This window comes from Variovorax sp. dw_308, from assembly GCF_019207085.1.
In the GTDB taxonomy this organism is placed as follows: Bacteria; Pseudomonadota; Gammaproteobacteria; order Burkholderiales; family Burkholderiaceae_C; genus Variovorax.
In genome coordinates this window covers 124,683-151,070 of sequence record NZ_JAATOM010000015.1, presented here as the reverse complement: position 1 = coordinate 151,070, position 26,388 = coordinate 124,683, and the positions used below count along the sequence as shown (strand labels likewise).

26 protein-coding genes are annotated in these 26,388 nt (G+C 66.7%); 7 read left to right on the top strand and 19 right to left on the bottom strand.

What is annotated here, in order from left to right; translation table 11 throughout:
• From HCU76_RS25060 to HCU76_RS25015, 10 genes are all read right to left on the bottom strand, one after another.
• Positions 1 to 803 (bottom strand): VTT domain-containing protein (locus tag HCU76_RS25060; RefSeq protein WP_218510911.1); only part of this gene is annotated, 803 nt, incomplete at its 3' end.
• Positions 804 to 834: 31 nt separating this feature from the next.
• Positions 835 to 1,680 (bottom strand): DUF3047 domain-containing protein, encoded by an 846-nt coding sequence (locus HCU76_RS25055; protein WP_213957435.1) that lies wholly within the window; start codon positions 1,678 to 1,680, stop codon positions 835 to 837.
• A 231-nt stretch (positions 1,681 to 1,911) separates the two neighbouring features.
• Positions 1,912 to 2,316 carry a YchJ family protein gene (locus HCU76_RS25050; protein WP_213957436.1) on the bottom strand — a complete coding sequence of 135 codons (405 nt, stop codon included), beginning with the start codon at positions 2,314 to 2,316 and terminating at the stop codon, positions 1,912 to 1,914.
• Positions 2,317 to 2,637: 321 nt separating this feature from the next.
• Entirely contained in the window at positions 2,638 to 3,768 is a 1,131-nt protein-coding gene (locus HCU76_RS25045) for an acyl-CoA dehydrogenase family protein (protein ID WP_213957437.1), read from the bottom strand.
• A 58-nt stretch (positions 3,769 to 3,826) separates the two neighbouring features.
• Positions 3,827 to 4,456 (bottom strand): pyridoxamine 5'-phosphate oxidase family protein, encoded by a 630-nt coding sequence (locus HCU76_RS25040; RefSeq protein ID WP_213957438.1) that lies wholly within the window; start codon positions 4,454 to 4,456, stop codon positions 3,827 to 3,829.
• 2 nt (positions 4,457 to 4,458) lie between these two features.
• Positions 4,459 to 5,715: a glutamate carboxypeptidase gene (locus HCU76_RS25035; RefSeq protein ID WP_213957439.1), complete on the bottom strand. Its 1,257-nt coding sequence runs from the start codon at positions 5,713 to 5,715 to the stop codon at positions 4,459 to 4,461.
• 64 nt (positions 5,716 to 5,779) lie between these two features.
• On the bottom strand, positions 5,780 to 6,964 hold the full coding sequence (locus tag HCU76_RS25030; RefSeq protein WP_213957440.1) for an acetyl-CoA C-acyltransferase: 1,185 nt from the start codon (positions 6,962 to 6,964) through the stop codon (positions 5,780 to 5,782).
• A 137-nt stretch (positions 6,965 to 7,101) separates the two neighbouring features.
• Positions 7,102 to 8,922, bottom strand: coding sequence for a bifunctional isocitrate dehydrogenase kinase/phosphatase (aceK, locus tag HCU76_RS25025; RefSeq protein WP_213957441.1), 1,821 nt, complete (start codon positions 8,920 to 8,922; stop codon positions 7,102 to 7,104).
• A gap of 6 nt (positions 8,923 to 8,928) precedes the next feature.
• A complete protein-coding gene (gene can / locus HCU76_RS25020; protein ID WP_218510910.1) occupies positions 8,929 to 9,660 on the bottom strand; it encodes a carbonate dehydratase in 732 nt (243 codons plus the stop codon).
• Positions 9,661 to 9,717: 57 nt separating this feature from the next.
• A complete protein-coding gene (locus HCU76_RS25015; RefSeq protein ID WP_218510909.1) occupies positions 9,718 to 10,122 on the bottom strand; it encodes a MerR family DNA-binding transcriptional regulator in 405 nt (134 codons plus the stop codon).
• A gap of 101 nt (positions 10,123 to 10,223) precedes the next feature.
• Between HCU76_RS25015 and HCU76_RS25010 the strand changes: the two genes are divergently transcribed.
• Entirely contained in the window at positions 10,224 to 11,288 is a 1,065-nt protein-coding gene (locus HCU76_RS25010; RefSeq protein ID WP_218510908.1) for an MBL fold metallo-hydrolase, read from the top strand.
• 3 nt (positions 11,289 to 11,291) lie between these two features.
• Complete coding sequence (locus HCU76_RS25005; protein ID WP_218510907.1) at positions 11,292 to 12,614, top strand: leucine-rich repeat-containing protein kinase family protein; 1,323 nt, start codon at positions 11,292 to 11,294, stop codon at positions 12,612 to 12,614.
• Here HCU76_RS25005 and HCU76_RS25000 read toward each other — a convergent pair.
• A complete protein-coding gene (locus tag HCU76_RS25000) occupies positions 12,589 to 13,269 on the bottom strand; it encodes a GNAT family N-acetyltransferase (protein ID WP_218510906.1) in 681 nt (226 codons plus the stop codon). The genes HCU76_RS25005 and HCU76_RS25000 overlap by 26 nt on opposite strands.
• 177 nt (positions 13,270 to 13,446) lie before the next feature.
• Here HCU76_RS25000 and HCU76_RS24995 point away from each other — a divergent pair, with 177 nt between their 5' ends.
• Genes HCU76_RS24995 through HCU76_RS24985 form a run of 3 tightly spaced genes read left to right on the top strand, consistent with a single transcriptional unit; the run spans position 13,447 to position 16,705 of the window.
• Positions 13,447 to 14,109, top strand: coding sequence for a response regulator transcription factor (locus tag HCU76_RS24995; protein WP_256354422.1), 663 nt, complete (start codon positions 13,447 to 13,449; stop codon positions 14,107 to 14,109).
• A 7-nt stretch (positions 14,110 to 14,116) separates the two neighbouring features.
• The gene (locus HCU76_RS24990) at positions 14,117 to 15,907 is read left to right on the top strand and encodes a hybrid sensor histidine kinase/response regulator (protein WP_213957447.1); all 1,791 of its coding nucleotides are present in this window, start codon (positions 14,117 to 14,119) and stop codon (positions 15,905 to 15,907) included.
• Positions 15,908 to 15,934: 27 nt separating this feature from the next.
• Positions 15,935 to 16,705 carry an SDR family oxidoreductase gene (locus HCU76_RS24985; RefSeq protein ID WP_213957448.1) on the top strand — a complete coding sequence of 257 codons (771 nt, stop codon included), beginning with the start codon at positions 15,935 to 15,937 and terminating at the stop codon, positions 16,703 to 16,705.
• Between the two features lie 132 nt (positions 16,706 to 16,837).
• On the opposite strand, the gene HCU76_RS24980 is transcribed toward HCU76_RS24985, so the two are convergent.
• The 8 genes from HCU76_RS24980 to glyQ are packed head-to-tail and all read right to left on the bottom strand — an operon-like array spanning position 16,838 to position 23,517.
• Positions 16,838 to 17,572: an alpha/beta fold hydrolase gene (locus tag HCU76_RS24980; protein WP_213957449.1), complete on the bottom strand. Its 735-nt coding sequence runs from the start codon at positions 17,570 to 17,572 to the stop codon at positions 16,838 to 16,840.
• A gap of 28 nt (positions 17,573 to 17,600) precedes the next feature.
• Positions 17,601 to 18,572 carry a M48 family metallopeptidase gene (locus HCU76_RS24975; RefSeq protein WP_213957450.1) on the bottom strand — a complete coding sequence of 324 codons (972 nt, stop codon included), beginning with the start codon at positions 18,570 to 18,572 and terminating at the stop codon, positions 17,601 to 17,603.
• Between the two features lie 29 nt (positions 18,573 to 18,601).
• Positions 18,602 to 19,336 (bottom strand): 1-acyl-sn-glycerol-3-phosphate acyltransferase, encoded by a 735-nt coding sequence (locus tag HCU76_RS24970; protein ID WP_213957451.1) that lies wholly within the window; start codon positions 19,334 to 19,336, stop codon positions 18,602 to 18,604.
• Between the two features lie 30 nt (positions 19,337 to 19,366).
• On the bottom strand, positions 19,367 to 19,957 hold the full coding sequence (gene gmhB, locus HCU76_RS24965; RefSeq protein WP_213957452.1) for a D-glycero-beta-D-manno-heptose 1,7-bisphosphate 7-phosphatase: 591 nt from the start codon (positions 19,955 to 19,957) through the stop codon (positions 19,367 to 19,369).
• The gene (locus HCU76_RS24960) at positions 19,954 to 20,115 is read right to left on the bottom strand and encodes a hypothetical protein (protein WP_213957453.1); all 162 of its coding nucleotides are present in this window, start codon (positions 20,113 to 20,115) and stop codon (positions 19,954 to 19,956) included. The genes gmhB and HCU76_RS24960 overlap by 4 nt, the downstream gene beginning before the upstream one ends.
• Entirely contained in the window at positions 20,112 to 20,444 is a 333-nt protein-coding gene (locus tag HCU76_RS24955; RefSeq protein ID WP_213957454.1) for a hypothetical protein, read from the bottom strand. The genes HCU76_RS24960 and HCU76_RS24955 overlap by 4 nt, the downstream gene beginning before the upstream one ends.
• 25 nt (positions 20,445 to 20,469) lie before the next feature.
• Entirely contained in the window at positions 20,470 to 22,602 is a 2,133-nt protein-coding gene (gene glyS, locus HCU76_RS24950; RefSeq protein ID WP_213957455.1) for a glycine--tRNA ligase subunit beta, read from the bottom strand.
• Positions 22,603 to 22,611: 9 nt separating this feature from the next.
• On the bottom strand, positions 22,612 to 23,517 hold the full coding sequence (glyQ, locus tag HCU76_RS24945) for a glycine--tRNA ligase subunit alpha (protein WP_213957456.1): 906 nt from the start codon (positions 23,515 to 23,517) through the stop codon (positions 22,612 to 22,614).
• 124 nt (positions 23,518 to 23,641) lie between these two features.
• Here glyQ and HCU76_RS24940 point away from each other — a divergent pair, with 124 nt between their 5' ends.
• Positions 23,642 to 24,520 carry a bile acid:sodium symporter family protein gene (locus HCU76_RS24940; protein WP_218510904.1) on the top strand — a complete coding sequence of 293 codons (879 nt, stop codon included), beginning with the start codon at positions 23,642 to 23,644 and terminating at the stop codon, positions 24,518 to 24,520.
• Positions 24,498 to 26,264, top strand: a complete 1,767-nt coding sequence (locus HCU76_RS24935; RefSeq protein WP_213957458.1) for an amidohydrolase family protein — start codon at positions 24,498 to 24,500, stop codon at positions 26,262 to 26,264. The genes HCU76_RS24940 and HCU76_RS24935 overlap by 23 nt, the downstream gene beginning before the upstream one ends.
• The last annotated feature ends 124 nt before the right edge of the window (positions 26,265 to 26,388 follow it).

Genomic DNA, 26,388 nt, shown 5'->3' with positions numbered 1-26,388 from the left:
TCGCAGAACACCACCAGTTCGCGCCCGTCCGCCAGGGGCCCGAGCCGTTGCGGCAAGTGCTTGAGTTCGATGCCGACCGCGCCCGGTATGGTCCGCGTGTCCAGCGCGCGAGCCGCTGCGCCGCGCACGTCGATCACCGACGGCGCACTGGCGCCGGCCAGCGCCGCGCGCAGCACATCGACCGCGATGTGCTCGATACCGTCCGCCGCCAGCGCGGCCCGGCGCAGGCGGTAGCGCCATGCCATGAACAGACCCAGCAGCGCGCCGCAGATCGCAGCCGCGGCAAGGCCGATCTCCGACAGCACCGCCAGCACGTCCTTGATGGCCGCATGGAAGACCACGCCGACCAGCAGGAAGCCCAGCGTCCAGATCAAGGCCCCCGCCGTCTCGTACGACAGGAAACGCGCATTCGACATGCCCAGCGCGCCGGCCATCGGCGGCGCCACCACCGACACGCCCGGCACGAACTTGGCGGCAACCAGCGACAGCCCACCCCAGCGGCCGAGGATCGATTCGCTGCGCTGCACGCAGGTGTCCGCCGAGAGCGATATGCGGCACAGCAGCCGCATCACCCGGTAGCCCCAGCGCCGCCCGGCCAGGAACCAGGCACCGTCGCCCAGGACGTTGCCGACCACGGCGGCCGCCGTCACCGCCGCGAAGGAGACCCCTCCGCCCACCGACAGCCCGCCCGCCACGATCAGGAACGGCACCGCCGGCACCGGCGCGCCCAGGCGAGCCGCGAGCGTGGCGAGGAACACCACGGCGGCGCCCTGGCTGGCGAGGAGTGCGAGGAGATCGTTCATGGTTCGGTACGGAAAAGCGGTTCGCCCGCGGTTATTCGGCTGCGCCCGGTGCCGGGGCCGACTTGGCGCCGACGATTTCCGCCGGCGCATTGGCGCGCAGGTCGATGTCGGAGAAGAAGGACAGGCCGTGGCCCTGCGTGTTGTCCGAATCCGCCGCCACCGCGACCGCCGCCACGTCCGGCACCGTCGTGCCCGCCTCGCGGCCGAAGGCGCGCCGGTAGTCCTCCAGCACATTGCGCTTCTCGCTCACCCAGCCGCCGGACGCGGTGGTGGGGCCGGACTGCAGCACCAGCATCTGCATGCGGTTGGTAAAGGCATTCACGAACTGGCTGCCCTTGGGCTCCCTGGCGTCCCAGACGTAGCAGAGGATCTCGGTCGGCACATCCTCCCCGCTCAGCGCGCGGGCCAGCTTCAACTGGGCGCGCTCGGTCACCGATAGCCTTTCCGACGGCAAGTTGAAGAACAGGCAGAGCTTGGCCGCGCTGTCGTCGCCGGATTTGGCATGGAGGTCGGTGCCCTGCACGAACTGCTCGACGCGCCAGCGCCAGGTCAACGTGGGATCGCGCTGCAGCGGAACCAGCGTGCGATGGACCAAGGTGCCGTAGGACTTGTCGGATTCCACCTTGAGCACGCGCTGGCTGCCCTGCTGCACTATTTCGAACCTGGTCGGCACCTTGTTCGGCAAGCCGCTGAAATGCCAGGGTGCGGGCGGCTGGTCGCCGATCGCGTTGGAGAACGCGCGGATCGATTCCTCCGCCTGCGCAAGGGCGGCGAACCCGATCAGGCACAAGGCTGCCGCCACCGCCGGCCCATGCCGCAGCCCCTGTTGCTGTTGCTGCCGCAGCGGGATACCGGAGGATCCTTCCGTGGAGAACATCGTGATGTGCCTTTCGAGTCTTGCTGCAAGGGTGGACCGGCAAGCGCGCAACGCGGCTGAATCACCGGAGCCTCAGAGTGTGCCGCTCGCGCACCCGGAGATAAATACGTCAGATGGAATCAGTCTGTCACCGCCTTGCGGACAATCGCGCGGCCTGCTCCTGAGTTGATAGCGCATCACGCAAGCCTGGCGCGCCGGGGCCGCTCTTTTGGCCACCCGTGCTCCAGCCCTTCAGCCCAGGTCGCCATCGACGTAAAACCAGCGCCCACCCTCGCGCACGAAGCGACTGTGCTCGACCAGCCGGCTCGCGCGGCCGGAGGCATCGCGCTGGCGCGCCACGAACTCGACCTCGGCATGCGCGTCATCGACCAGCCGCCGCGCCCGCACCTCCAGGCCGAGCCAGCGCGCGCCCGCATCGAAAGTCACCCGCGACGGCCGCCTGCTCGCGTGCCAGGTCGCCAGCAGGTAGTCGGCCCGCTCGCGCACGAAGGCCGTGTAGCGCGAGCGCATCAGCGATTCGGCATCCGGCGCGGGCGTGGCGTCGAAGTCGTCGAGGTAGCGGCCGCAGCACTGGGCGTAAGGCAAGGGCTGCTTGCGCGCATCGGCGAGGCCGCAAGGGCATGGAAGGTCGGCCATTGGGATGGATCGCGGTCAAAGGAAGCGATTCTGGCGCCGTCGCCGGCAGAGGACCACCGGCGTTGGCATCGACGTGGCGGATACCTATCATGTCCTTTTCAGGGGAACATCATCATTCGTCACGGCCGACGTCCCGGCCGCCCATGCCAGGGCAGTCGCTGCCGGCGCCAGGGGCTTGCGGCGCCATGTCCGTTGCCGGGACGGGGTGCTGGTCGAACTCTGCATGCCGGTCGGCCACCGAGGGGCCAAGCCAGCAGGCCCGCGCAAGGCCGAGCCGACCCGCTCCTCAGCCGAACTTTCCGCAGTCGTTCCCGGGCGGCGTCAGGCCAGCGCGCGCTGGATCAACAGCTTCTGGATGTCCGAGGTGCCCTCGTAGATCTGGCACACCCGCACGTCGCGGTAGATGCGCTCCAACGGGAAGTCGTTGACATAGCCATAGCCGCCCAGCGTCTGGATCGCGGCGCTGCACACCTTCTCGGCCATCTCGCTGGCAAACAGCTTGGCCATGGCGGCCTCCTTCAGGCAGGGCCGGCCGGCGTCGCGCAGGCTGGCCGCATGCCAGATGAGTTGCCGGGCCGCCTCCAGCTGAGTCGCGCATTCGGCCAGCCGGAAGCCCACCGCCTGCTGATCAAAGATGGCGCCGCCGAAAGCTTGCCGCTCCTTGGCATAGGCCAGCGCCACCTCGAAGGCGCTACGGGCCATGCCCACGCTTTGCGCGGCGATGCCGATGCGCCCGCCTTCCAGCGCGCCCAGGGCGATCTTGTAGCCCTCGCCCTCCTGGCCGACCAGGTTTTCCGACGGAATGCGGCAAGCGTCGAAATTGATCTGCGCCGTGTCGCTGCTGTGCTGGCCGAGCTTGTCCTCCAGCCGCGCCACGTTGTAGCCGGGCGCGTTGGTGGGCACGATGAAGGCGCTCATGCCCTTCTTGCCGGCGGCCTTGTCGGTCATGGCGATGACGATGGCCACCTGGCCGTTCTTGCCGCTGGTGATGAACTGCTTGACGCCGTCGATCACATAGCCATCGCCATCGCGCCTGGCCGTGGTGCGCAGGGACGATGCGTCGCTGCCGGCCTGCGGTTCCGTCAGGCAGAAGGCGCCGAGCATCTGGCCCTGCGCCAGCGGATGCAGCCACTGCTTCTTCTGCTGCGCGTTGCCGTAGCGCATGAGGATGGCGTTGACCGGGCAGTTGGTGACGCTGATGGCAGTGCTGGTGCCCCCATCGCCGGCGGCTATTTCCTCGAGCACGAGCGCGAGCGTGAGGTAGTCGAGTCCGGCGCCGCCGTCTTCCTCGGGCACGCAGATGCCGTACGCGCCGAGCGCGGCCAGGCCCTGGTGCACGGCCTTGGGGAAGCTGTGGTCGCGGTCCCACGTGGGCGCGTGCGGCCACAGCTCGGCTTGGGCAAAGTCGCGGACGGCGTCGCGGATGGCTTCCTGGTCGGGGGTCAGCAGCATGGCGTTGTATCTCGTGGTAGACCCGGAATCGGCAGCTGTGCCGAAACCAGGTTGTTGTTCAGGGCGCAGTCGTGCGCTCGTCGGCGAGTTGCGCACGGTAGCGCGCGAGCATCTCGGCTTGGGATTCAGGCGCTGCATCGGCGCGCATCTGGTCGTGGATCATCTGGCCCATCGTCGGCAATGCATCGCGCGCGGGCCAGGTGCGCGGCTGCCACAACTCGGAGCGCATGAAGGCCTTGGCGCAATGCAGGTACGCCTCCTGCACGCACACCTCGATCACGAGCTTCGGCCGCTGGCGTTCCTGCGCGAACAGGTCGACGAAGGCAGGTTCGTCACGCAGGCGCCCGGTGCCGTTGACCCGCAGCGTCTCGTCAACGCCCGGGACCATGAAAATCACGCCGATGCGCGGGTCGGCCAGCAGGTTCTCCAGCGTGTCGAGGCGGTTGTTGCCGCCGCTGTCGGGCAGCAGCAGGGTGGAAGCATCCGGCACCTTGACGAAGCCCGGTGCGCCACCGCGTGGCGACGCATCGAGCAGGCAGTCCGAGGTGCCCGCGCTCGCCACCACGCAGAACGGCGACAGTTCGATGAACCGCCTGCAATGCACGTCCAATTGCGCCAATTGCTTGCGCACGGCCCGTTCGCCCGGTGCGGCATACAAGGCGCGCAGTTCGGAGAGCGTGCCGATCATGCCTACTTGCCTTGCCCCAGGTCCATGATCATTCGTGCAGCCATGTAGAGCCGGCGCGGGATCGAATCGACCACCACGTATTCCGCCTTGTCGCTGTGATAGCCGAAGCCCGGCAGGCCCATGCTTTCGATCACCGGCCTGCCGGACAGCGACGCATAGGACGCGTCGGTGCCGCCGCCGGTGATCTTCTCGTCCACCTCGACCGTGCCACCGGCTTCCCTGTAGAAACCCACGGCCTTGTCGATGAGCTTCCGGCCACCCTCGCCGCCGTAGAACGCGGGGCGTCCGCGCGTGACGACGATCGAGACTTCGGCGCCCGGCACCTTCTTCTTCTGCGCGCGCTCTTCCAGCGTCTTCATCGCTGCTTCGAAATCTTCGTTGCGCGCGTAGCGCACGTCGGCGTTCACCGTCGCGCTTTCGGGAATGATGTTGTTGGCCGGGCCACCGCCCTTGATGATGGTCCAGTTGAAGCGCAGGCCCTTCGATTTGTCGTCCAGGTCCATGGTTCGCAGCACCAGGTCCGATGCCTCGACCACCGCGTTCACGCCAAGCTCGGGCGCGGCGCCGGCGTGCGAGGCCTTGCCCTTGACGTTGGCTTGCACGTAGGCGATGCCCGAGGTGCCGCTCGGGAACACCTCCGCTTCGGCCGGGCTGGGCTCGAAGGAGAGCACGTAGTCGGCCTGTTTCGCCTCTTCCTGGATGAGGTCGCGCGAGCCGAAGGAGCCCTTTTCCTCGTCGGTGTTGAACAGCACCGTGATGCTGCCGTAGTCGCGTACGCCGTAGGCCTTGAGCAGCTTGAGCGTGTGCAGGATGACGGCATTGCCGCCCTTGTCGTCCGCGATGCCGGGGCCGTAGGCCTTGTTGCCCTCGATGCGGAACGGCGCCTTGGCCAGCGTGCCCTTGGGGTACACGGTGTCCATGTGCGAGATCAGCAGCAGGTTCTTGCCGCCCTTGCCCTTGATCTTGCCGACGATGTTGTCGCCGACCACGAGGCCCGCGGACTTGCTCCGCGCGACGGTGAAGCCCAGGGCCTTGAGTTCCTCTTCGAGAAACCTGCCGGCGGCGGCGATGCCATCCGCGTCGCCCGTGCCGGTTTCGATGTTGACGAGTCTTTCCAGCGTCTTGAGCACGGCCGGCTGCTCGGCGGTGGCGGCGTCGAACAGCGCGTTGTCGCGCTTGGGTTGGGCAAGGGTGGCCGGGGCCAGGAAGGCCGAGGCAAGCACCATCGCCAGGGTGGTGCGGAAAAAGGTCGGGCGCACGGGATCTCCTCGCTCGTGAATCGTTGTCTGCACAAAGCCCCCTGCGCACAGGCGGCAGTCTGCCTCAAAGCACTTCGAGCGCCACGGCCGTGCCTTCGCCGCCGCCGATGCAAAGCGTGGCCACGCCGCGCTTCAGGCCGCGCGACTTCAGCGCATGGATCAGCGTGACCATGATGCGCGCGCCGCTGGCGCCGATCGGGTGGCCCAGCGCGCAGGCGCCGCCATGCACGTTGACGATGTCGTGCGAGACGCTGAGCTCATGCATCAGCGCCATCGGCACCACGGCAAAGGCCTCGTTGACTTCCCACAGGTCCACGTCCTTCACGCTCCAGCCGGTCTTCTTGAACAGCTTGCCCACGGCGCCCACCGGCGCGGTCGAGAACCATTCGGGCTGCTGTGCGTGCGTGGCATGGCCGACCAGGCGTGCAAGCGGCTTCGCGCCGATCTTCTTCGCATGCGACTCGGTCATCATCACCAGCGCGGCGGCGCCGTCGTTGATGGAGGAACTGGATGCGGCCGTGATGGTGCCGCCGTCTTTCTTGAACGCGGGCTTCAGCGTCTTGATCTTGTCGAGCTTGACCTTGCCAGGGCCTTCGTCGATCGAGACGACCGTGTCGCCACCGCGGCCCTTCACCGTGACCGGCGTGATCTCGTCCTTGAACAGCCCGGTGTCGGTCGCCTTCTTCGCGCGCTCGACGCTGGCGATGGCAAACGCATCCTGCTGCTCGCGCGTGAAGCTGTACTTGGCCGCGCAGTCCTCGCCGAAAGTGCCCATCGAGCGGCCCGGCTGGTACGCGTCTTCGAGGCCGTCAAGCATCATGTGGTCGAAGATCCGGTCGTGGCCCATGCGGTAGCCGCCGCGGCCCTTGAGCATGAGGTAGGGCGCATTGGTCATGCTCTCCATGCCGCCCGCGACCATCACATCGTGCGTGCCGGCCAGCAGCATGTCGTGCGCCATCATCGCGGCCTTCATGGCCGAGCCGCACATCTTGCTCAACGTGACTGCCCCCGCGCCGTCGGGCAGCCCGCCCTTGTAGGCCGCCTGCCGTGCCGGCGCCTGGCCCTGCCCCGCCATCAGGCAGTTGCCGAACAGCACCTCGCCGACCGAGTCCGGCGCAACGCCGGCGCGCTCGATGGCGGCCCTGATTGCCGCGCCGCCGAGGTCGTGCGCGGCCAATGAAGAAAAGTCGCCCTGGAAGCCGCCCATGGGGGTGCGCGCGGCGCCGACGATAACGATGGATTCAGACATAGACGGTCTCTTTCAAGGTTGGGAAATTGGCGCAGCCGAACGCACGGTCGCAAAGGTTTCGCAGAAGTCGCAAAAGGAATTCCGATTGGTCGTCTTCTGCGTTCGGCTATCCGTGTTCGGCTGTTCGTGTTCGAATTTCAAAAATACGGCGCGTGGCCATCGTGCTCGAATCGCTGCGCCTCGTCATAAGGGAAAACATCCAGCATCTGGCCCGCCTGGATGCGCTCCTTGTGGCTTTGCCAGAAGGCGGCATCCAGCAAGTCGGCATGGTGCGCCATGAATGCCTTGCGCACCGAATCGTTGCCCAGCAGGAACGGGCCGAAGGTCTCGGGGAACACGTCCTTCGGGCCGACGTTGTACCAGACCTCGCCACTCATCTCGTCTTCCTCGTTGCGTGGCGTGGGCACCTTGCGGAAGTTGCAGTCGGTGATGTATTCGATCTCGTCGTAGTCGTAGAAAACGACCTTGCCGTTGAGCGTGACACCGAAGTTTTTCCACAGCATGTCACCCGGAAAGATATTGGCCGCCACCATGTCCTTGATGGCGTTGCCGTATTCGGTCACCGCACGCTCCAGCTGGTCCCGGGCCCGCTTGCCCATGGTCGCGCTGTCGGGCGAGGCGATCTGGTCGAAGGCTTCCTGCAGGTAGATGTTGAGCGGGATCATCCGGCGCTCGATGTAGACGTGCTTGAGGACGACTTCCAGTTCCCCGTTGGCGTCGCGGTCCCCGATTTCCAGCTGGCTCGGCGCGAACTTCTCGATCTCCGCAATCAGGTCGGGCTCGAAGCGGTCCAGCGGGAAGCCAACGTCGCTGTACTCCAGCGTGTCGGCCATGCGACCCACGCGGTCGTGGTGCTTCACCAGCATGTACTTGCCCTTGATCTGCTCGCGCGTGGTTTCCTTCTGCGGCGGGTAGTAGTCCTTGATCACCTTGAACACGTACGGGAACGACGGCAGGTCGAACACCAGCATCACCATGCCCTTGATGCCGGGCGCGATGCGGAACTTGTCGCTCGAGTAGTTCAGGTGCGAGAGGAAGTCGCGGTAGAACAGCGTCTTGCCCTGCTTGGCCAGCCCGAGTGCGTTGTAGATCTCCGCGCGGGGCTTGCGCGGCATCAGCGATCGCAGGAACTGCACGTAGGCCGATGGCACTTCCATGTCGACCATGAAATAGGCGCGCGCAAAGCTGAACAGCATCTGCAGGTCGTCTTCGCCGAACAGCGCCGCGTCGACGTAGAAATGGCCCTTGCGGTCGTGCAGGATCGGCAGCGCGAAAGGCAGTTCGACGAAGCCGTTGATGATCTTGCCGACCAGGTACGCCCCCTTGTTGCGATAGAACAGGCCCGAGAGCACCTGCAGCTGGAAGTTGGCACGCAGCTTGACCTGGTGGAAGCGCCCGAGGATCGCGGCCGCCACGCGCTCCGCGTCGCGCCGCTTGTTGGCAAAGGTGCCCAGCAGCGCATAGTCCTCGATGATCCGCTCGACCGTGTCGGCCAGCCCCTCGTGCGTGGGGTAGTAGGCGCGGAAATGCGGCGCGCCGCGCGGCTCAATGTACTCGGTGCTGATTGCGGGCCGCACGAAGATGAAGTCGTTCTGGAAATACGCGCGGTGCAGGATCTTGGTCGTGACCGAGTTGAAGAAACTCTCGGCCAGTTCGGGCTGGTGATGGTTCACGAGCAGGCCGATGAAGTGCAGCTTGATCTGGTGCCACACGTCCATCGGCTGGTCGCCCGCCTTGAACTCCTTCTCCAGCCGGGCAACGGCCTCGTTCACCCGCAGGTCGTAGAACTCGATGCGCTCGCGCTGGGCGCGTTGCTGGCCATGCCAGTCCGCCGTTTCGAACCGATGCTTGGCCCGTGACGACTCCGCGCGAAACAGCCGGTAATGTCGGTTGAAGCCGTCGATCAGCGCCTTGGCGATGTCGTACGCGAGCGGGGAATCCAGACGTTGCGGGAACATTTGTTCTTATGCCTCCTTGGTGACCTCCGGATTGTGTGTGCCGTTGCCGTTCCCATTGCCGTTGCCGTTCCCATTCCCGTTGCCGGTCCACTTGTAGCGGATGCGCTGCACCGCGGCCTTGTACTGCGTCTCCAGCGGCTTGGTGTTGTCGGCCGTGATTCCCAGGTCCTGCAGCAGGCCGTCGTGCACGCCGAAGGCCCAGCCATGGATGCTCACGTTCTGGCCGCGGCTCCAGGCATCGACCATGACTGTGCTGACCGCCACGTTGACCACCTGTTCGGCCACGTTGAGCTCGCACAACGCATCGGCGCGCGACTCGGCCGGCACGGACTCCAGCAGCACGCGATGGCGGTCGCGCACGTCCTGGATATGCCGGATCCAGTTGTCGGCGATGCCGATGCGGGCGCCCTCCATGGCGGCCTGCACGCCGGAGCATCCATAGTGGCCGACCACCATGATGTGCTGCACCTTCAGGCGCTCGACCGCGAACTGGATCGCCGACAGCGCGTTCAGGTCGGAGTGCACCACGATGTTGGCCACATTGCGGTGCACGAACACCTCGCCGGGCTCCAGCCCGGTGATCTGGTTGGCCGGCACGCGGCTGTCGGAGCAGCCGATCCACATGTACTTGGGCGTCTGCTGCTTCACGAGGCTGGTGAAAAAGCCGGGGCGATCACGTTCCACCTGGGCGGCCCAGTGACGGTTGTGCGCGAAAAGGTCGGGGAGGTTGTCTGACATGGCGGATATTGTCCGATGAGCGTTAATGAACGGGATTGAACATTTCTTGCGGCCGGTTCATTCGGCCTTGGCCTTGAGCGCCCGGGCCAGGGTGGCGCGCGTCTTCTTCTCCTGCTCGCGCACCTCGTCGAGGTTGGCCTGCAACTCGGCGTGCCGACTCTCCAACTGTGCCCGGTGCGCGCCCAGCACGCCCAGGAATTTTTTGAGTTGCAGCACCGTGTCGCGCGGACTGTCGTACATGTCGAGGATGTCTTTCGCCTCGGTCAGGCTCAGGCCCAGGCGCTTGGCACGCAGGGTCAGCAAGAGGCGCGCCCGGTCGCGCGCGGTGTAGACGCGCTGCCGGCCGCCCGGGCCGCTGCGCATGGGCGCGAGCAGGCCCATGTCCTCGTAGAAACGGATGGCGCGCGTGGTCAGGTCGAATTCCCTGGCAAGGTCGCTGATGGTGAAGGTCTGCGGATCCATCCGGTCGAAGTGAGGGGCGTTGCGGGCGTGACAGCGCGATCAGGCGGCTGTCTCTACAATGGGCGATTCACCCATGACGTTTACGTAAACGTCAATCGTACATGAACTTGCTCGAACGCGAACTCCATTACCCCCTGGGCGACCTTCTGCCGGCCCCCGGCACCACCCACGAGGTCCTGCCCGGCGTGCGCTGGATCCGCATGGCGCTGCCCTTTGCGCTCGACCACATCAACCTCTGGCTGCTGCGCGACACCATCGATGGCGTCGAGGGCTGGACCGTCGTCGACTGCTGCATCGCGCACGACGCATCGCGCAAGCAATGGGAAGACATCTTCGCGACGCAGCTGGAGGGCCTACCGATCCTGCGCGTGATCGTCACGCACATGCATCCCGACCACATCGGCCTGGCCAGTTGGATCTGCGCGCGCTGGAACGCGCCGCTGTGGATCAGCTCCACCGACTACCACGTGGCGCGCTCGCTCACCAGCCCCGGCGCCAGCGACAGCCTGGCCGGGGGCGACGGCGCCGCCGACTTCTTCGCCGCGCATGGCATGACGGATCGCGAGGCCATCGCAAAGATCCGCGGCCGCAGCAACTACTACGCCAACATGGTGCCGGAGGTGCCCGACAGCTTCGTGCGCATGCTCGACGGCGACACGGTGCGCATCGGCGGCCGCGACTGGCAGTGCATCAGCGGCTACGGCCACGCGCCCGAGCACATCGCGCTGTATTGCGACGAGCTGCACGCGCTCATCGGCGGCGACATGATGCTGCCGCGCATCTCGACCAACGTGAGCGTGCATTCGGGCGAGCCGGATGCCAACCCGTTGCGCCTGTTCCTCGACAGCATCGAGCGTTTTCTCACCTTGCCAGAAGACACGCTGTGCCTGCCCTCGCACGGCAAACCTTTCACCGGCGTGCATCGCCGCGTCGGGCAGTTGCAGGAACACCACCGCGACCGGCTTGCCGAGATGCTGGCGGCCTGCACGGAGCGCCCGCACACCGCGGCCGAGGCGATGCCGATCATGTTCAAGCGCCCGCTCGACTTCCATCAAGTGACCTTTGCGATGGGCGAGACGGTGGCGCACCTGCACCTGCTGCGCTTCGCGGGGCAGCTCAGGCGCACGGTCGATGCACAGGGCGTCTACCGCTTCGGCGCTCCCTGAGCAGTGGCGAAGGGGCACACACTCGCCCAGTTCCGCAGCGGTGAACTGGCGGGCCACCGCGCGCTCGACCTCGTCTCCTGCGGGCTGACCGAGTTCCCGCGGGAGATCTTCGAACTGGCCGACACGCTCGAGGTGCTGAACCTCTCGGGCAATGCGCTGCAAACCCTGCCCGACGACCTGGGCCGGCTGCACCGCCTGCGCATCCTGTTCTGCTCCCAGAACCCCTTCACCGAATTGCCGGCGTCGCTCGGCGCGTGCCCAGCGTTGGAGATGATCGGCTTCAAGTCCTGCCGGATTCGCGACGTGTCCGCCGGCGCCCTGCCCGCACGGCTGCGCTGGCTGATCCTGACCGACAACGCCATCGAATCCTTGCCGGATGGCTGGAACCGCTTTCCACGCCTGCAGAAGCTGATGCTGGCCGGCAACCGCCTGCGTTCGCTGCCCGATGACATGGCCGACTGCCAGCGTCTCGAACTGCTGCGTATCTCGGCCAACCGATTCGAGCGCCTGCCGCACTGGCTGCTGCAAATGCCGCGGCTCGCCTGGCTGGCCTGCGCGGGCAATCCGTTCAGCGATGCCAACGAGGCCGCCGCACTGTCGCGGCAAGCGGTGCCGGTCATCGACTGGTCGCAACTCACGCTCGACGACCTGCTCGGCGAAGGCGCGTCCGGCGTCATTCACCGGGGCACGTGGCAGCGCGCGGCCGATGCGCACGAGGCGGTCGCGGTGAAGCTGTTCAAGGGCGCGGTGACCAGCGACGGCTGGCCGCACAGCGAGATGGCAGCCTGCATGGCGGCCGGCGAGAACGGCGGGCTGATCGCGGTGCATGGCCGCATCGCCCACCATCCCGAGGACGTCGAGGCCCTGGTGCTCGCGCTGGTGCCGCCGCATTTTCGCAACCTGGCCGGCCCGCCGAGCTTCCGATCGTGCACGCGCGACGTCTATGACGAGCACGCCCGCTGGCCGCTGTCCACGGCGCTGGCGATGGCACGGCAGGTGGCTTCAGCCGCCGCGCAAATGCATGCGCGCGGCATCCTGCACGGCGACCTCTACGGCCACAACATCCTCCACGACGGAACGGGCCAGGCGCTGCTCGGGGACTTCGGCGCGGCATCGTTTGTCGGTACCGGTGCGCAAGCCCCGGCCCTCGAGCGCATCGAGGTGCGTGCCTTCGGCTGCCTGCTGGAAGAACTGCTCGATCGCTGCATCGACGCGGACGAAGCCGCACTGGCGCCTTGGCGGGCGCTTCAGTCGCGCTGCCTGGAGGACACCGTCGCCCTGCGTCCCGACTTCGCCCAGGTCAGCGCTGCGTTGTCGACCTGCTGAAGGGTGCGTCCAAAGCGAGCGCGGTCTCCAGCCAGCGCAGCGCCCGCGCAAACGGGTTGGGCCGGGGCGCCGAGGCCCAGGCCAGCAAGGCACGCGGGCGTGTCTCGGCATGCACGATGTCGCCGTCGCTGCGATCGACCGCGCAGCAGAAGCGATGGCGCCGCATCAGCGCCAGCATCGGCGCGTTGTCGGCCAGCACGTCGCAGCGAATCCAGTTGACGCCGGCCATGCAGGCTGCATGGCTCAGGGCCTGCAGCGCCCATGTCGCGATGCCGCGGCGTTGCCAGGCATCGTCCACCATCAGCATGAACTCCGCGGACTGGCCATCGGGATCGATCAGGTAGCGCGCTTCCGCCACCAGGTGCTCGCGCCCGCCTTCATGCAGGGCCACCACCAACGCGAGATGGCGGCGGTAATCGATGCAGACGAGGCTCGCCAGCTCGTCAGCCGTGGCGGGCAGTTGCGCGTTGGGAAAGCGGTGTGAAAGCGAACGCTCCGACATCCGGTTGATCAACTCCGCCAGCAGCCGATTGTCCTGGGGCATCACTGGCCGCAGTGTCAAGCGATGGTCGCCATTGAACCGGCGCACGTCGATCAGGCTCGTCGGATATTGGCTGATCAGGTAGGAATCGACGAGGCCGGCTCTAGACCGCATGGGCGGTGGGGTTATAGGCCTGTCGGAACTCGAATTCATACCCAAGCATACGAGTGGCGTGCTGCAGTTTCCCCATCCATGGGGGCGTTGACAGTACGACCAAAGTATGAGTGAGCACTCGCACAATGCGAATCTGGTGAATACTGCGGTTGGGGGGATACAAAAATGAACTTGCTGATGGTCGACGACCACATGATGTTTTTGCAGGGCATGAAGAACCTGCTCAACGTACTGGTGCCCGAGCTTCGCGTCGAAACCACCGGTGACATGGCCCATGCGGTCCAGTTGGTGCAACTGACCGAGTTCGACGTCGTCTTGCTCGACTGGCACCTGAGCGATTGCGAAGGCACGGAATCGATCCGCTGGCTGCGCGACGCGGGATGCACGGCACGCATCGTGGTGCTGTCGGGCGAAACGAACGCCACCCTGATACGGCACTCGATCGAGCTCGGCGCCGCCGGCTTCATTCCCAAGAAATACAGTTCCGAGATGATGGTGGCAGCCCTCAGGCACGTGCTCGCGGGGCGCGTCTTCCTGCCATCCGAAACCTACCCGGCGCGCGGCATCGGTAGCGCAGCGGGCGCGGGCGCGCCAGCTGCGGCCAGCGGGCCTCATTCGGAAACGGCACTCGACCCCCGCCTGGCAGGGCTGACCGCGCGGCAGATGGCCGTGTACCGCGCCGCCACCCGGGGCCTGTCCAACAAGCTGATCGCGCGGCAGCTGGACATTGCCGAATCGACTGTCAAGGCGCATCTCAGTGCGGTCTACAGCGCGCTCGGCGTGCGCAATCGCACCGAGGCCGCCTACCAGGCATCGCGCGAGGGCATGCACATTGGTTGAGGTGCCAATGCACGACCCGATCCCTCGTGCGGAGCGGATCGAGCGTCGGATTGCCGAGCGGCGTGTCGAGTTGATGCTGCGCTACCTGAAGCGCTTGCCGGCGTTGTTCGTGGGTTACGTCATCCTGGCGGTGGTCGCCATGCGGCAAGGGCTGGTGGTGTGGCCATGGGTGTGGCTGGCCCTCACCGGCGTGATGATGTATTACCGCTGGACGTTGGCGCGCCGCGTGGAAAAGCAATCCGCGGTCGAGAAAGCCGCCGCCCTGCCCCGGCTCAACCGCGGATTCGCCTTGAGCGGGCTGGTGACCGCGCCGATCGTCCTGCTCGCCTACTCCGCTCCGAACGACGAGGCGCCCTTGCTCATGGGCATCATGCTGGTGACCGGCTGCACGGTGGCGGCCGCGTCGATGGCAGGCTCGGTGCCCGCCTTCCTGGGCTTGTGCACGCCGACATTCGGGCTCATCGCCGGCGGCTGGTTCCTGCGCGGCGGAACGCTGGGCATCTCGTTCGGCATCGGCGTCCTGATCATGTACGTGGTGCTGCTGGCCAGCGTGCGCGACCATGACCGCAACCTCAAGGAACTGATGGCGCTGGTGGAGGACAACGCCAAGCTCTCGGAGTCGGTCGAACTCGAGCGCGACCGCGCCGAGGCCGCCAGCGCCGCCAAGACGCGCTTCTTCGCCGCCGCCAGCCATGACCTGCGCCAGCCGCTGCACGCGCTGTCGATCAATGCGACCACGCTGGAGATCCTCGCGCAGCGCGGCAACGACGTCCTGCTCAAGGAAATCAGCCGCGGCATCGGCAGCGCGCTGCGCCAGAGCAGCGGCCTGCTGGACACCCTGCTCGACATCTCGCGGCTGGAAGCCCATTCGATCGAGCCCAGGCTCGCGGCGCACGACATCGGCACGCTGCTGCGCGCGGTGCATGACGAATACGCGGCGCTCGCGGCCCAGCAGAGCTTGCAGCTCCAGGTCGACCTGCCGGCGGAGACGCTCTGGTGCCTGACCGACAGCGACCAGCTCCTGCGCATCCTCGGCAACCTGGTCAACAACGCGATCAAGTTCACCGAACGCGGCGGCGTCACGCTCTCGGCCCGGCGCGGTCCGCGCGGGCATGTGCTGGTGCAGGTGGCGGACACCGGCTCCGGCATACCGCTCGACCAGCGCGAGCGCGTGTTCGAGGAGTTCTACCAGCTCGACAACACACCGCACGACCGTGCGCAGGGACTCGGCTTGGGCCTGGCGATCGTGCGGCGCACGGCGGCCCTGCTGAAGCACAAGCTCAGGCTGGACAGCATTCCGGGCCGCGGCACGACCTTCGAGCTTCGCATCGCATCCGCCATGCCGCCCAGCCAGCCGCCCGCGCGGGCGGCTGCGCGGGCGCGCCCGGCCGAGAGCCTGCCGCTCACGGTGCTGCTGATCGACGGCGAATCCGAAGGACTGGCCGCGCTGTGCACCTACCTCACCCAGCTGGGGTGGACGGTCGAGGGCGTGGAGAGCGGCGACCAGGCGGAACTGGCGCTGGCCAACGGCTACGTGCCCGATGTGCTGGTCATCGACTATCGACTGCGCGGCGAGACCGACCTCGACGTCATCGAGCGCGTGCGCCAGCGCCTGCCCGGCGTACCGGCCGTGATCGTCACAGGCGAGACCGCGCCCGAGCGCTTCGCCGACTTGTCGCGCGCCGCCGAACGCGTGCTGCACAAGCCCTTGAGCGGCGACGTGCTGGCGCGCACGCTGCAGGAAGTGGTGGCCCGCGCTGGCGCGTTGGTGACCGAGTCCGGCAGCGCCCGGTACTAAGCTGCGCGCTCTTTCCCGGAGCAACGCATGGACACCACACAACTCTTCTCACTCAAGGGCCGCACCGCCCTCATCACCGGCGGCTCGCGCGGCATCGGCCGCATGATCGCCGAGGGCTACCTGGCCCAAGGCGCCCGCGTCTACATCTCGGCGCGCAAGGCCGATGCCTGCGACCAGACGGCCAGGGAACTGTCGGCCTTCGGCCATTGCGTGTCCCTGCCCGCCGACGTGTCGACCGTCGAGGGTGCGCAGGCACTGGTCCAGGCCTATTCGAAGCATGAGAAGACGCTCGACATCCTGGTCAACAACGCCGGCGCCGCATGGGGCGCGCCGTACGACGACTTCCCCGAAAGCGGTTGGGACAAGGTCGTCGACCTGAACCTCAAGACGCCCTTCTTCCTGACGCAAGCGCTCACGCCGATGCTCAAGGCCGCCGCCACCGACCACCTGGCCAAGGTGATCAATATCGCGTCGATCGACGGCGTATCGGTCAACCCGCAGGAGACCTATTCGTACGCCGCCAGCAAGGCCGGCCTGATCCATCTCACCAAGCGCATGGCGCTGCGCCTGGCGCAGGAACGCATCGCGGTCAGCGCCATCGCCCCGGGCGCATTCGCTTCCAGCATGAACAAGGAAGCGCGCGACCACGCCGACGAGGTCAAGGGGCACATTCCCGCCGGCCGCATCGGCACGCCCGAGGACATGGCCGGCGCGGCGATCTACCTCGCGTCGCGCGCGGGCGACTATGTGATGGGGGCCACGCTGGTGGTAGACGGCGGCGTAGCCTGGGCTCGCTGACGAAGGTGTGAATCTTCCTGCTGCGGACGCCGATCTCGGGTTTGCGGCGCTCACCGCACGAGAGTGCGGTTCCGCTCCTCGACCCGAGCTCGGCGCCCTCGCTACGGAATCTTCACACCTTCGCGGCGCAAGTCAGGCAGCTTGAATTCCAAGAAGCATGTTGGCCGGTTCTCGTGGGGCCGAGATCATGGCGTCGTGGCCGGTCTTGAGTTCGCGGTAGTCCCATCCGGGCTGCGCCCTGGCGAACGCCGCGCTCGGTGCAACGTTGTCGTACAACGGATCGGTACAGCGGATATAGGTGGCGGGCACGCCATTGCCCACCGGGTGCGCCAGCGTCAGGCTCGTGAGGTAGGTCTTGAGCGGTTGCGGGGTGAGCCGGCGCTGCACCCAGTCCACGGTCGCATCGCCTTCGTGTTCGCGCGACAGGCCGAAATTGGTCGCCGGTGGTACCGGTGTGCAGAGGCCGCCGCTGAATGCGTCGGCGGCCGCGAGCCTGGCTTCCCGCACGTCCGGGGGAAAGCCGCTCATGATGCTCTTGCCCGACATCGGGATCAGCGAATCCAGGAACACGAGGTGGCGCAGGCGCCGCGGCATGCGCTCGGCCACGCCCACCACCGCGCAGCCACCGAAGCTGTGGCCAACCAGGAATACGTCCTCCAGTTCCTCCGCCTCGATCACGTTGGCGATGTCGTCGACATAGGTTTCCAGCGTGATGTCCGGGCTCAACAGGTGGCGCCGCTCGCCCAGGCCGGTCTGCGTCGGCGTCTGCGCCGCGTGGCCGGCAGCACGCAGATACGCCGCCACGTCGCGCCAGCACCAGCCGCCGTGCGATCCGCCGTGGACCAGGAGATAGGTTCGTTTTTCCATCGGGCGAGCATAGCCTCGGGAATGCGTTTCACGACCAGCGTGGGATCGTCTCGTCCTTGAGTTGCTTGCGCAGCACGCCGTAGTCCGGCACCACGCTCTCCACCGTCTCCCAGAAGCGCGGGCTGTGGTCCATCACGCGCAGATGACTCAGCTCGTGCGCGACCACGTAGTCGATCACCGGCAAGCGGAAATGAATCAGTCGCCAGTGCAGGCGGATCGCACCGTCGACGCTGGCGCTGCCCCAACGCGTCGAGGCATTCGAGAGCGACAGCTTGGTCCAGCGCACGCCGAGCCGTTGCGCGAAATGGTCGAGCCGCTCGATGAAGATGCGCCGCGCCTGCCGCGAGAGCCAGGCCTGCGCGGCATCGCGGATCTGCTCCGGCGTCGCGTTCTGCGCGAGCGCCATGCGCAAGGTCTTCGGCATCGCAGGGTCGCCAGCTTCGAGCACGGCGCCCACGCCCTTGAAACCATGGCGGGGGTCCAGTCGCACCACCACGGGCTCGCCGAGAAACGGAAAGCTCACGCCATCGCGCCATTCGATGCGCGCGGCTTCGAGCCGTGCATAGCGCTGGTCGGCTTCCGTGAGCTTGCGCAGGATCCAGGCGGACTTCTCCTGCAGCGCCGCGTCGACATCCCGCAATGCAACCCAGCGCGGCGCCCTCACCGACAGCCCCTGCGCACCGACCACGAAGCCGATCGTGCGGCGTTGGCCACGCGTGAACTCATAGGCCACGCGCGCATTGCCGAGCGTGGCCTCGCGCGTGGCCCGCGGGTGCACGAAGCGCGCCGGCGTGAGCGAATCGGCCAGCGATATTTCAGGCGCCGATGTGCGTGGTCCGGCATCGGCGGCGAGCGCAGCCGCGGCCTCTGGCGCCTCGGGAACCACCGGCGCGACCGGGCCGCGACGCGGGCCCTTCGGCTTCGACGGCGCGTTCGATCCGGACGCGTCCGTCGACAGTCCGTCGAACAGGTCCAGCGTGTATTGCAGCAGCCCGCGCATGCTTCAGGCCCCTGGCCTTTGGGCCCGTGTCATCGATACGCCTCGGGGTCCAGCCGGCGCATCTCGGCCTCGATCCAGGCTTCGACTTCGCGCATCAGCTCGTCGGGCTTGCGGCCCGCACTCGGGATCGCAGGCCCGATCGACACGTCGACGATGCCAGGCCGCTTGATGAAGGCCTTGCGGGGCCACACCTTGGCCGAGGTCACGGCGATCGGCACCACCGGCGCGCCGGTCTCGCAGGCCAGCCGCGTGCCGCCCGACTTGTAGGTACCCTTCTGCCCGCGCGGAATGCGCGTGCCCTCGGGGAACATGATGATCCAGATGCCTTGTTCGAGCAGCTTGCGTCCCTGGCTGACCACCTTGTTGAAGGCCTGCGCCCGCTGGCTGCGGTCGATGTGGATCATGTCGAGCCGCGCCATGGCCCAGCCGAAGAAGGGCACGTAGATCAGCTCCTTCTTGAAGACGAAGGCCAGCGGATGTGACATCAGCGTCGGCATCAGGAAAGTCTCATACGTCGACTGGTGCTTCACCAGCAGCACCGCGCCGGCGCGCTTGTCCTGCGGCAGGTTCTCCATGCCGGTGACGCGCGTCTCGATGCCGCAGATGACGCGCGCGCCGCCAATCGCCCAGCTGAGCCAGCGCACGGCCATCCACCAGAGCGGCTCGCCACGGCGCCAGATGGAGGCGACCACCATGATGAGGCCCCAGGGGATGACGGTGACGAGCATCCACAGCATGTGAACAACGGAACGAAGAAATGCCATGGAATCGGTCTACTTGTGCGATGGAAAAAGTCAGTCTTGTGGCGCCGCGAGCGCAGCCTTCGCTTCGCGCTCTTCGCGCGCCAGCAGGAAGTCGACGAAAGCCGCGAGGTCGTTGTGGACCTGCGTGCCGGGCGGGTACTCGGGCGGCAGCGGCAAGACGCCGCGGCACGCTTCGCCCATGCCGGTCAGCAGCAGGTGCGGCTCGCAACCCGCCGCAGCGCCGGCCTGCACGTCGCGCAGGCTGTCGCCCGCTGTCGGCACGCCATCGAGGTCGATGCCGTAGCGCTCGCCGATCTGCAGGAACAAGCCAGGCTTCGGCTTGCGGCAGGCGCAGTTCTCATCGGGGCTGTGCGGGCAATAGAACACCGCGTCGACCTTGCCGCCCACGGCGGCCAGCATCTTGTGCATCTTGGCGTGCATCTGGTTGAGCGAAGCCACGTCGAACAAGCCGCGACCGAGCCCCGACTGGTTCGACGCGATCACCACATGCCAGCCTGCATGGTTGAGCCGCGCAATCGCTTCGAGCGCGCTGGGCAAGGGCGTCCACTCGACCTCGCTCTTGACGAAGTCCTCGCGGTGCACGTTGATGGAGCCGTTGCGGTCGAGGATGACGAGCTTCATGGTGTGCCTTTGGCTTCGAGGGCGCGACGATCGATCCATGCGAGATGCGCATGTGGATACTTGGCGTCGTCCAACATGGCGACGCGCTCTCGCAGTGACGTTTCCTTTGCAATGGCGGCAGAGGCGCGCAATACATGTTCAAGCTCTTCGCGTGTCATGGCACAGCAACCTGCCCACGCGCGAGCTTGAGCAATCGCGCTCGCTCGTGCTGGTCGATCAGTCCACCCATTGGTGAAACACTGCGCATGAGCTGCCCGTGATCCGGCTCGGCAAGGGCCGGGTCTTCCAGCGCCTCGAAGCCATCATTGCCCAGCAGGTGTTCCCATTCGTTCCAGAGCAGATCGGAACGCGTTGCGCCGGTCTTCAGCCGCCAGCGTGCAATTGTGTCGAGCGCGCGTGTACGAAGCGCAGGGTCGCGACGCAACACTTGAATCGCCCTGCGATGCAGGGCGAGCGAAAACTGATCCAGTTGTTGCTGCCGGTTCATTGCAACGATTATTGAGCGCCGGACCTCACGACGCCAGCCGCTCCAGTTGCGCCACGCGGTTCATCGACTCGTGCAGCGACTTGAGCAGGCCCAGCCGGTTCAGCCGCAAGTCGGCCTGCTCGGCATTGACCATCACGCCATCGAAGAAGGCATCGACCGGCGCACGCAGCGCGGCGAGGCTTTGCAGCGACGCGGTGTAGTCGCCGGCGTCGAAGCGGGCGTCGGCCGTCGGGACGATCTGCTGCATCGCGGCGTGCAGCGCCTTCTCGGCGGGCTCCTGCAGCAAGGCCTCCGTCACAGGCGCGTCCGCCGATTCAGGCGACTTCTTCAGGATGTTGCCGATGCGCTTGTTGGCCGCGGCAAGCGCGGGCGCCTCGGGCAGCGCGGCGAAGGCGCGAACTGCGGCCAGCCGCTTTGGCAGGCTCGACCATTCGGTGAGCTTGCGCGCATACACCGCGGCATCGACCTCCGGCACCGAGTAGCCGGTGTCCTTGAGATAGCCCTTCAGGCGTTCGATGAGGAACTCGTCGAGTTCAACGGAAGGGTCCTTGGCCAGCAAGGGCCCGAAAGCCTGGAACGCCAGCCGCGTCAACTCATGGAAGTGCAGCGGCAGGGCACGCTCGACCAGCATGCGCACCACGCCCAGCGCATGACGACGCAGCGCGAACGGGTCGCGGTCGCCGGTCGGCAGGTTTCCGATGCCGAACATGCCGACCAGGGTTTCCAGCTTGTCGGCCAGCGCAACCACGATGCCCACGTTGCCGCGCGGCAGCGTGTCGCCGGCGAAGCGCGGCTTGTAGTGGTCTTCGATGGCATCGGCCACCGCAGCATCGAGGCCGTCGTGCAGCGCGTAGTAGCGGCCCATCGTGCCCTGCAGCTCGGGAAACTCGCCGACCATGTCGGTGACCAGGTCGGCCTTGGCAAGCTGCGCGGCCTGCACGGCTTGCTGCCCCAGCTTCGCATCGCCCAGCTTCGCCGCAATGGCCTGCGCGATGCGCATGACACGCTCGACGCGCTCGCCCTGCGTGCCCAGCTTGTTGTGATAGACCACCTTGCCCAGCGATTCCACGCGCAAGGCGAGCGTCTTCTTGCGGTCCTGGTCGAAGAAGAACTTGGCATCGGCCAGGCGCGGGCGGACCACGCGCTCGTTGCCCTGGATCACCGCGCTCGCGTCATCGGGCGTGATGTTGCTGACGACGAGGAACTTGTTGGTGAGCTTGTCCTGTGCATCGACCAGCGGGAAGTACTTCTGGTTGGCCTTCATCGTGAGGATCAGGCACTCCTGCGGCACTGCGAGGAACTCCTCCTCGAACGTGCAAGTGAGCACGTTGGGTCGCTCGACCAGCGCCGTCACTTCGTCGAGCAGCGCATCGTCTTCGATTGGTTTCGCGCCGCCGCCCACGTTCGCCGCCGCGGCACCGAGTTGCCGCGCGATCTCGCCACGGCGCGCATCGAAGCCCGCGATCACCGCGCCTTCATCGGCAAGTTGTCGCGCGTAGCTGTCCGCGTCGCGCAGCACGACCGGGTCGACCTTCGCCTCGAAGCGATGGCCGTGCGTGTCGCGGCCCGACGCCAGGCCGAGCGCCTCGACGTCAACGATGTCTGCGCCATGCAACGCGACGAGGCCATGCGCAGGCCGCACGAAGCTCACGCTGCTCCAGCCCGGCAGTTCGCAGCGGGTCTCGAGTTGATAGCTCATGACCTTGGGAATCGGCAGCTTCGCAATGGCTTCGGCCAGCGCCTTCTGCAAGCCCTCGGCCAGCGTCGCGCCCTTCACCGTGCTTTCGTAGAACAAGGCTTCAGCCTTGCCGTCCTGTGCGCGCTTGAGGCCCGCCACCGCCGAGGCGTCGGCACCCAGCGCGGTCAACTTCTTCAGCAATGCAGGCGTCGCGCCACCCGAGGCATCCAGCCCGACCGCCACCGGCATCAGCTTTTGCGAGACGGCCTTGTCGGCGGCTTGCGAGGCAATGTGCGTCACATGCGCTGCCAGCCTGCGCGGCGATGCAAACGCCGTCAGCACCGAGCCGCCACCCGCCAGCCCTTGCGCCACCAGTTGGTCGCGCAGCACGCCCGCGAATGCGTCGCCCAGCTTGCGCAAGGCCTTCGGCGGGAGTTCCTCGACGAACAGTTCGACCAGCAGGTTCTTGTTGTGATTCATGCTCATCGCTCAGGCAACCTTCTTCGGAATTTGCGCGACCCACTCGCGCGGTGCGAGCGGGAAGCCGAGCCGCTCGCGGCTCTCGTAATAACTTTGCGCAACGCTGCGCGCGAGGTTGCGGATGCGGCCGATGTAGGCCGCGCGCTCGGTCACGCTGATGGCGCCACGCGCGTCCAGCAGGTTGAAGCTGTGCGCCGCCTTGAGCACCTGCTCATAGGCGGGCAGTGCCAACTGTTGCTCCATCAGGTGCCTGGCCTGCTTCTCGTGCGCTGCGAAAGCGGTAAACAGGAAGTCGACATCGCTGTGCTCGAAGTTGTAGGTCGACTGCTCGACCTCGTTCTGCTTGTAGACATCGCCATAGCTGAGGCCATCGGTCCACGTGAGGTTGTAGACGTTGTCCACGCCCTGCAGATACATGGCGAGGCGCTCGAGCCCGTAGGTGATCTCGCCGGTCGCCGGCCTGCAATCGATGCCGCCGACCTGCTGGAAATAGGTGAACTGCGTGACTTCCATGCCGTTGAGCCAGACCTCCCAACCCAGGCCCCATGCACCGAGCGTCGGGTTCTCCCAGTCATCCTCGACAAAGCGGATGTCGTTCTTCTTCAGGTCGAAGCCCAGCGCTTCGAGGCTACCCAGGTACAACTCCAGGATGTTCGAAGGCGCGGGCTTGAGTACCACCTGGTATTGGTAGTAGTGCTGCATGCGGTTCGGGTTCTCGCCATAGCGGCCGTCCTTGGGACGGCGGCTCGGCTGCACATAGGCGGCCTTCCACGGCTCCGGTCCGAGCGCGCGCAGGAAAGTGGCCGTGTGCGATGTGCCCGCACCCACTTCCATGTCATAGGGCTGCAGCAACGCGCAGCCCTGGTCGGCCCAGTACGACTGCAATTTGAGAATGATTTGCTGGAAGGTCAACATGAGACTGGCCGGCGTAGTCCGGTCAAAGAGCACGAACGCGCGGACGAGGTCCGCGAAAGCCGGTGATTTTACGGGGGCGGGGCCGGCGCCGCGGCGGTTAGGCTCCCGGGCCCAGGAGATCGCTTTGAGCGCACAACAATTGATATTGAGCGTGGTCCTTGCCACGATGGTTTTTTCGGTCGCGCTGGAGCTGAAGGTCGATGACTTCAAGCGGGTTGCCCAGACGCCCCGCGCCGTCATCTGCGGATTGATTCCCCAGTTCATCCTCTTGCCGGTCGGCACGTGGGCGGCGACGCTCGCGCTCGACCTGCCGCCGGACATCGAGGTCGCGATGATCCTCGTCGCGGCCTGCCCCGGCGGCTCGCTCAGCAACGTCATCACGCACTTCGGCCGCGGCAACACGGCCTTGTCGGTGAGCGTGTCGGCAGTCGCCAGCGTCATCGCGCTGGTTGCCACGCCGTTCAATTTCAGCTGGATAGTCGCCAACAACCCGGCCACTGCGGGCTGGTTGCGCACGCTCTCCATCGACCCGTCCGACATCTGGGTGAGCCTGCTGCTGTTGCTCGCGATCCCGATGGCGCTGGGCCTGTCGCTGACGCACTTCAAGCCCGCGCTGTCGAAGAAGCTGCAGAAGCCACTGGCCAACTTCTCGCTCGTGGCGTTGCTGGCCTTCATCGTCATCGGCCTCATCGTGCAACGGCAGCTGCTCGCCATCGGCCTGCTGCCCTTGCTGGTCATCGTGATCCTGCACAACGCCAGCGGCCTGTTCTTCGGCTTCATCACCAGCGTCGCGATGCGCGTGAGCGAATACGATCGCCGCGCCGTGATGATCGAAGGCGGCATGCAGAATTCGGGCCTGGCGTTGGGCATCATCGCGGTCCAATTCAACAGTGACCTGGGCATGGTGCTGATCGCCAGCCTGTGGGGTATCTGGCACATCGTCAGCGGACTCTCGCTGGCATTCTTCTGGAGACGAAAAAATGCAGCACGACCTGCTTATTGAGAACGGCACGCTGGTCGACGGCACCGGCGCCGCCCCGTACACCGCCGACATCGCGGTGCGTGACGGCAAGATCGCGGCGATCAGCCGCACGCCTGGTGAACTCGCCGGCACCGCACGTGAAACCCTCGATGCCCAGGGCGCCTGGGTCACACCCGGCTTCATCGACATCCACACGCACTACGACGGCCAGGCCACCTGGGACGACTGCTTCTCCCCGAGCATCCATCACGGCGTCACCACCGTGGTGATGGGCAATTGCGGCGTCGGCTTCGCGCCCGTGCGGCCAGGCCACGAGGACGACCTCGTCAAGCTCATGGAAGGCGTCGAAGACATCCCCGGCGCCGCGCTGCACGAGGGCATCCGCTGGAACTGGGAAAGCTTCCCGCAGTACATGGACGCGCTGGCCGCCACGCCGCGCAGCCTCGACTATCTGGTGCAAGTCCCGCATGACCCGTTGCGCATGTACGTGATGGGCGAACGCGCGGTCGCACAGCAAGCCGCCACGCCGGAAGACATCGCGGCAATGCGCACACTGCTGCGTGAAGCGCTTGAAGCGGGCGCCGCCGGCTTCAGCACCGGCCGCAGCGACAACCACCGAACCTCCGACGGCCTCGAGACGCCCGCGTCCGAAGCCAGCGCCGCCGAACTGATCGGCATCGCCTCCGCCTTCGACGGCTTGCAACACGGCGTCGTGCAATGCGTGAGTGATTTCGACCTGCTGCGCGGCCCCGAGAACTTCGATCAGGAGTTCGCACTCGTCGAGCAGATGGCCCGCGCCTGCGGCCGCCCGCTGTCGATGACCTGGCTGCAGCGCGACCCCGGCGGGGAACAGTACCTCGCCATCCGCGATCGCGTCGAAGCTGGCGTGGCCCAAGGCCTGCCGCTCTACCTGCAGACCGCCGCGCGCGGCATCGGCGTCATCAACGGGCTCGACGCCAGCTTCCACCCTTTCATGGGCTTCCCGGGCTACAAGGAAATCGCGCACCTCCCGCTGGCCGAACGCGCGGCTGCGATGCGCGAGCCCGCACGCAAGGCGCGCATCCTCGGCGAGAAATCAGCACGGCTCGCCGGCGACGGCACGGCCATCCCGCCACTCGTCGACGAACTGCTGGCCCGCATCGACTTGATCAGCGGCCGGATGTTCCCGCTCGGCCCGTCGCCGGACTATGAACCCTCGGTAATGCAGAGTTTCCTCGTGCGCGCGAAGCAGGCCGGCATCAAGCCACTGGAGGCGCTCTACGACCACCTGTCCGGCGGCGACGGCGACCATCTCATCTACTTCCCGATCTTCAACTACAACGGCGGCTCGCTCGACGTGCTCGGCGAGATGCTGCAGCACCCGCGCGCGCTTGCGGGCCTGAGCGACTCGGGCGCGCACGTGGGCACCGTGTGCGACGCGAGCTTCACCACCTTCATGCTCACGCACTGGGCCCGCGACCGCGAGCAGGGCCGCCTGCCGCTCGAGACCGTCGTGCAGATGCTGACCCAGCGCAACGCCCGCTACCTCGGCCTGCAGGACCGTGGCACGCTTCAAGTCGGCATGCGAGCAGACCTGAACGTGATCGATCCGCAAGCGCTCGGTGTGGGCGCCCCCAAGCTCGTCGCCGACCTTCCGGCCGGCGGCAAGCGCTTCATGCAAAAGGCCACGGGCTACCGCGGCACCTGGGTTGCCGGCCAGGCGGTGCAGCGGGACGGCACGATCACCACCGCCCGGCCAGGACGCCTCGTGCGGCTCGGCGCCTGAGCTGACGAAGCAAGCGGCAACTGCCGTCGCCCGGCCCCTCGCTTCGATTCGGCTTCTCCATCTCGACGATGCAGCACGCGGCCGGCCAGGCGTAGCTCGGTCCGGCGAGCCTCGAAGCGCCTGA